Origin of the sequence: Solemya pervernicosa gill symbiont (assembly GCF_002020875.1) — a bacterium.
Taxonomy (GTDB): domain Bacteria; phylum Pseudomonadota; class Gammaproteobacteria.
On sequence record NZ_MPRL01000105.1, the window covers coordinates 1 to 5,429 of the forward strand.

Consider the following 5,429-nt stretch of genomic DNA (forward strand, 5'->3'; position numbering starts at 1 on the left):
GGTCGGGGCGCCGTAGGCATAAACGGTCGCGTTAAGTTTTTGCTGTTTGCTTGGGCTTGGATGCCCAAAACAAACTTTCGCAAAAATAGCGACTCCCCGATAAGTAAGGTGTTTTTTACTTCTTCTCTTCGAACTGCTTACGCATGGCGGCAATACGCTCTTCGTGTGCCTTCTTCTGCGCATCCATCATCTCTTTCATGCGCTGAGCCATCGCCTCGGCCTCTTTTTTCTGTGCCTCATAGGCTGCGTTCTGCTGCTCCATAATCTGCTTGCTCTGCTCAACAGCCGCCTTCTGCTGTGCATCGACCTGCTCCTGAGTCATTGCCTGAGGTGCGGTGTAGGGAGCTGCTGCATAGGGTGCGTAGCCGTAAGGGGCATAGCCGTAGGGGGCGTAACCGTTATAACTATTCCAGCCGTTGTTGCCGTTATAACCGTTGTAGCCACTGCCGTAGCCGTTACCACGAGCACTGCCGCTCATGCTGAAGTTGAAGCTGCCGTCGACGGCGCCGTCACCGCTTCCATTACCCCAGCCGTTATTGTTCCAGTTGTTGTTATTCCAACCGTTGTTACCCCAGCCGTTATTGTAAGGACCACCCCCCCACGCCTGTGAGGCGGTGGTCAGACCCAGAAGAATTGCTGCGATTGCGTATTTATTTAGTTTCATAGTGAGACTCCTTAAATGTTGGTGTTGGTTGTAGGTTGCTTGCTTGGCCTTCAGGCGATGCAGTGGGCTCACCATCCCCTGCCTCATCCCGAATTGTATATAAGTATATTAGTGGAATCTGACTGCGGCAAGTTTTCGGTTTTCGTTTTAAATCAATTTGTTACCTGACTGGCTGATGGCGTGCATTGCTATCTATTAGATTGTTAATGGGAAAGTAAGGGTTGGTGGCGGTAATATCTGTTTTGTCTCTTGTTGATGAAGCGATTGTGTCGCCACGCGTGCAATATTCCATTCGCTCATCTGCTCCTATAGTGTGTATTGAATGACTTGCCCAGGGAGGCAGCGTGGAGAGAGGTTCTTTCAGAGGTTGGGTTCGGTCGCTTTCGGTACAGATCAGTAGCGCGTTAATTTTGCTCTTTCTGCTCGCCTCAGGTGCGGTCGGACTGACTGTCTACGAGTTAGAGCTGCGCAAACACGACTATGTGATCCTCAATCTTGCCGGTCAGCTCCGCTCGATTACTCGAAATATCACCAATGAGACGCTGCACTACCAACGTCACGGTGAAAAGAGTTCGATGATGAATAGCGTCGATGCCGAATATTTCCACAGCTCAATCAAACGCCAGCTCGATCTCTACACCAAAATTGTTACCTCATTGCGAAACCGACTGCTGGAGCCGGAGCTGACGGGGCGCTCAGATCCGCTCTACTGCTCATGGGATGAGGCGTCGCTGAAGCAGCTCGATATGACCGCAGATGCCTGGCAGCAGTTTCGTGGTGGTCTGGAAGGGGTGTTTGCTCAACCGGAGGCGACCATCGAGCAGGCGGTGATCTATCTGCAACAAAATGAGAAGCCGTTGATCGATATCTCTACTCAGCTGAGCCAGCGCCTGCAGGAGATGATGGAGGGGAAGCTCTCACTGGTGATTCTCTTTAATCAGGTTATGTTGGTGGCAGCACTGATTGTGGTTTCCGTATTACTAACGTTGCTCTATTACAGCTTCTCGCGTCCGTTACGCATGACTGTTGCAGGATTCGAACGTGTTTCGCAGGGTGACTTTGGCCATCAGATTGAGGTGGGCAGTGAGAATGAGCTAGGGCGTATGGCGGGCACCTTCAATGCGCTGAGTGGACGACTCAACTCAATTTTCCGCCTCACCGATCGGATCAATCAGGCGACCTCGGTCGATGAGTCACTGCGCTTTGTTTTTGAAGAGTTCAATGTGCTGATACCGCTCGACTGGGTGGGCATGATGGTGTTGAGTCCCGATGGGCAGCATTTTGAACTGCAGCGTCTCTATACCGATGGTGAGACTACGCTGTGTGAGGGCGACACCTTCCAGGCGACCGGTTCGTTGCTGGCCAAGGCGATGGGCAGTAAGGAACCGCTACATATACCGGTGCTGGCTGAGACCTCAGCGGCCAATCCCTCGGCGGAGTTTGCCGACCGACTCGATCGTGACGGGCGCCAGTCTGCGCTCTTCTATCCACTCTCAACCGAGGGGAGCTGGGGTGCGGTGATCGCCTTCGCCTACAGTGAGCCAGATGCATACAACGCAGACCACCTTGAGCTGCTCTCTAATATCGCCGCACAGATCAGTCACAGTTTTGAGAAGAATCTGGTGATCTCGGCCATAACCGGTCTGGCGCGGTTGGCGGAGAATCGTGACCCTGAGACCGGGGATCATCTGGTGCGCATGGCACTCTACTCGGCCAAGGTGGCCGAGGAGCTAGGCAGTGAAGGGCCCTATCAGTCAGAGATCAGTGCCGATTATGTGCGTGATCTGCACCGCTTCGCGCCAATGCACGATATCGGCAAGGTCGGTATTGAGGACGGCATTCTGCTCAAGCCAGGTCGACTTGATGCCGAGGAGCGGACCGAGATGGAGCGTCACCCGGTGATCGGTGGCGAGGTGCTGCGCGGCTGTGAGGCGCAGATGTGTGCGGTGGGTCACTCGATGTTCAAGATTGGGATTGAGATTGCCGAGGGGCATCACGAACGTTTTGATGGTCAGGGCTATCCGAATGGTGTGGCAGGTGAAACGATCCCGCTCTCGGCACGTATCGTGGCCGTGGCGGATGTATTTGATGCGCTCACTTCACGTCGACCCTATAAAGATGCCTGGTCAGTAGAGCGTGCGCTCTCAGTTATTGATGAGGAGTCGGGACAGCACTTCGATCCTGAGGTGGTGAAAGCGCTACATCGGGCCATGCCGAAGGTGATGGCGATCTACGATGAGTTGAAACATGTGTGATGAATTTCGTGCGGATGGGCTGTTTTCAGTAGCGGTCTGAAGCCGGCTGCAATAGGATGGCTGGAGCATAAAACAATAAAAAGGGATGGAATGATTCAGGTCAGCAACCTCGTCTATGAGTACCCCGGCAAACGTGCCCTGCAGGGTGTCTCCTTCAATATTGAGCCCGCCACTGTGACAGCACTGGTTGGTCCGAATGGGGCTGGTAAGACCACACTGCTTCGCTGCATGGCCGCGTTAGAACGACCCTTCGCCGGGACAGTGGTGATCGATGGTCTCGATACGGTGGAGGAGCCGCGTCAGGTCCACCGCCGCCTTGGCTACCTCTCAGATTTCTTTGGTCTCTATGACGATCTGAGTGTCGCGCAGTGCCTTGAGTATGCTGCGATGGCACACGGAATCGCCTCGATAGATCGCGCCGAGCGGGTGATGACAGCGGCGGAGCGGTTGGGTTTAGATGATCGACTGGAGGTTGAGGCGAAGGCGCTCTCACGAGGGCTGCGCCAGCGACTGGCGGTGGCGCAGGCGATCATCCACGAGCCGAGTGTAGTGCTGCTCGATGAACCCGCATCGGGGCTCGATCCTGAGGCGAGAACCTCACTCTCAACACTGTTGAGCGAACTGCGCGGGCAGGGGATGACGCTCGTGGTCTCTTCGCACATTCTTTCCGAACTGGAGGCCTACTCGACACACATGCTGACGATTCGTGATGGCGAGATTACCGGTCACCGCGCCTTGCACGAGGATGAAGGTGAGGTGATGCAGATACGCCTGCGTGCCGTGAGTGACTTGGATCGGGCGCAGCCGATCCTTACTGAGATGGGTGCAAAGCTGCTGCCCGATGGTGGGGATGAGTGGTTGCGATTTGATCTGACCGGCTCGGAGATGGAACGTCGTATTCTGCTTAAACGGTTGATCGATGCCGATGTGGCGGTGAGTGAGTTTGCGGTTGAGCGTCGCTCTCTGGAACAGGTCTATCTCGATGAGGCCGGGGAGGTGGCGGAATGAATATCAATCCCGAGCTGAAACGCAATGCCTGGCTGGAGCTCTCTGCACATAGGATGTTGGCGATGCCAGCCATTCTTGCACTGATATTTAACCTCGCCTATCTCACTGCGGGGAATGACTTCTGGAAGCAGATGGGGATCTATGCGGTGATCTCCTACGTTGCACTGGTGGTGCTGTGGGGGGGCAAGCTGGCGAGTGAGGGGCTGATCCGCGAGGTTGATGGTCAGACCTGGGATAACCAGCGCATGTCGGTGATTGGTCCCTGGAGCATGAGCTGGGGCAAGCTCTTTGGTAGTACGCTCTTCCCCTGGTATGGCGGTGTGATCTGTCTCGCGGTCTATCTCTTTGCACGACTGCAGACGGGCTACTCTGAAGAGGCGGTCAAGGTGGCCGCAATTCTATTGCTGGTGGGTGTGTTGGCGCAGAGCGTTGGATTGCTCGGTGCCCTGCTCCTGGCTCGCAAGCGGGGCAAAGGTGGTTCACGCCGATACACTGGGCTCTATCTGTTCGCCATTCTCGGAGTGTTGTGGCTGCTGCCGTTGCTGCAGCATGCGGGTAGCCAGTCGCAGGTTGACTGGTTTGGCTATCACTATCCGATAATAGACTTCGTTCTGCTCTCACTGATGGCCTGGGCCGGCTGGGCACTGATCGGTATCTACCGAGTGATGCGTGTAGAGCTGCAGTTCACCAATACTCCGTGGGTATGGCTGCTCTTCGTAACCTTTTTACTGGTCTTTCTCAGTGGCTTTGTCCCCGGCGGTGGTCGAGATCCGCAGTTGATTGCGCTCTCCAGGCTGCTGGTATCGTTCGCCGTGGCATCACTACTACTCTATTTCCTGCTTTTCAGTGAGAGTAAGGATGTGGTGGCGTTGCGCCGTCTATTTATCAATCTGCGCAGCGGTAGTATGAAGACGGCGGCGGAGAATCTGCCGCTCTGGTTGCTCACTCTAATGGTTGTGGCTGGTCTGGCTACAGCGCTGCTATTTGAATTGCCATTCCGATCGGTATTCATGGATCGAAATGTGATCAGTCAGTGGTTCCCGCTAGCCGCTTTGCTGTTTATGGTGCGAGACGCGGCGCTGCTGCTGGCGTTGAATATGTCATTGCGGACACGCTGGGCCGATGGCGCGGCGCTGGTCTATCTGCTTGTACTCTATGGGCTGCTGCCGGCAGTGATCAATCTTGCAGGTTGGAGTGGTGGACGCTCTCTCTTCTATCCGCTGCCTGGTGGTGATGTGAGCTCATTAATCGCACCTGCAGTTGAGATGGTCGCAATGTTGGTCTTTGTGCGAATGAGGATGGCAAGGCTTAGTGTTGAATCCTAAGGTTTAGGATTAGAGATAACGGGTGGTGTGATGAGTCTGAACAGAAGTCGAGCGGTCGTGGTATTGATTACAGCAGCCGTCGCTGACCGCCATGGATAGCGAAGCGAAGGCGGTTAGTCCGCGATAGTCGACGCCGTCTGCCTATTCGTAGTTGAGAGCGAGAGCGAACGACGAAGA

At 54.9% G+C, this 5,429-nt stretch carries 4 protein-coding genes; 3 read left to right on the top strand and 1 reads right to left on the bottom strand.

Translation table 11 applies throughout. From position 1 onward, the window contains the following. Window positions 1-115: 115 nt before the first annotated feature. Window positions 116-664, bottom strand: coding sequence for a sulfur globule family protein (locus BOW52_RS17570; protein WP_172840395.1), 549 nt, complete (start codon window positions 662-664; stop codon window positions 116-118). 344 nt (window positions 665-1,008) lie between these two features. Here BOW52_RS17570 and BOW52_RS16035 point away from each other — a divergent pair, with 344 nt between their 5' ends. From BOW52_RS16035 to BOW52_RS16045, 3 genes are all read left to right on the top strand, one after another. After that, window positions 1,009-2,919, top strand: coding sequence for an HD domain-containing phosphohydrolase (locus BOW52_RS16035; RefSeq protein WP_135622565.1), 1,911 nt, complete (start codon window positions 1,009-1,011; stop codon window positions 2,917-2,919). Between the two features lie 90 nt (window positions 2,920-3,009). Further along, window positions 3,010-3,927 (top strand): ABC transporter ATP-binding protein, encoded by a 918-nt coding sequence (locus BOW52_RS16040; RefSeq protein WP_078485092.1) that lies wholly within the window; start codon window positions 3,010-3,012, stop codon window positions 3,925-3,927. Further along, entirely contained in the window at window positions 3,924-5,252 is a 1,329-nt protein-coding gene (locus tag BOW52_RS16045; RefSeq protein ID WP_078485093.1) for a hypothetical protein, read from the top strand. Before BOW52_RS16040 ends, BOW52_RS16045 begins: the two co-directional genes overlap by 4 nt. The last annotated feature ends 177 nt before the right edge of the window (window positions 5,253-5,429 follow it).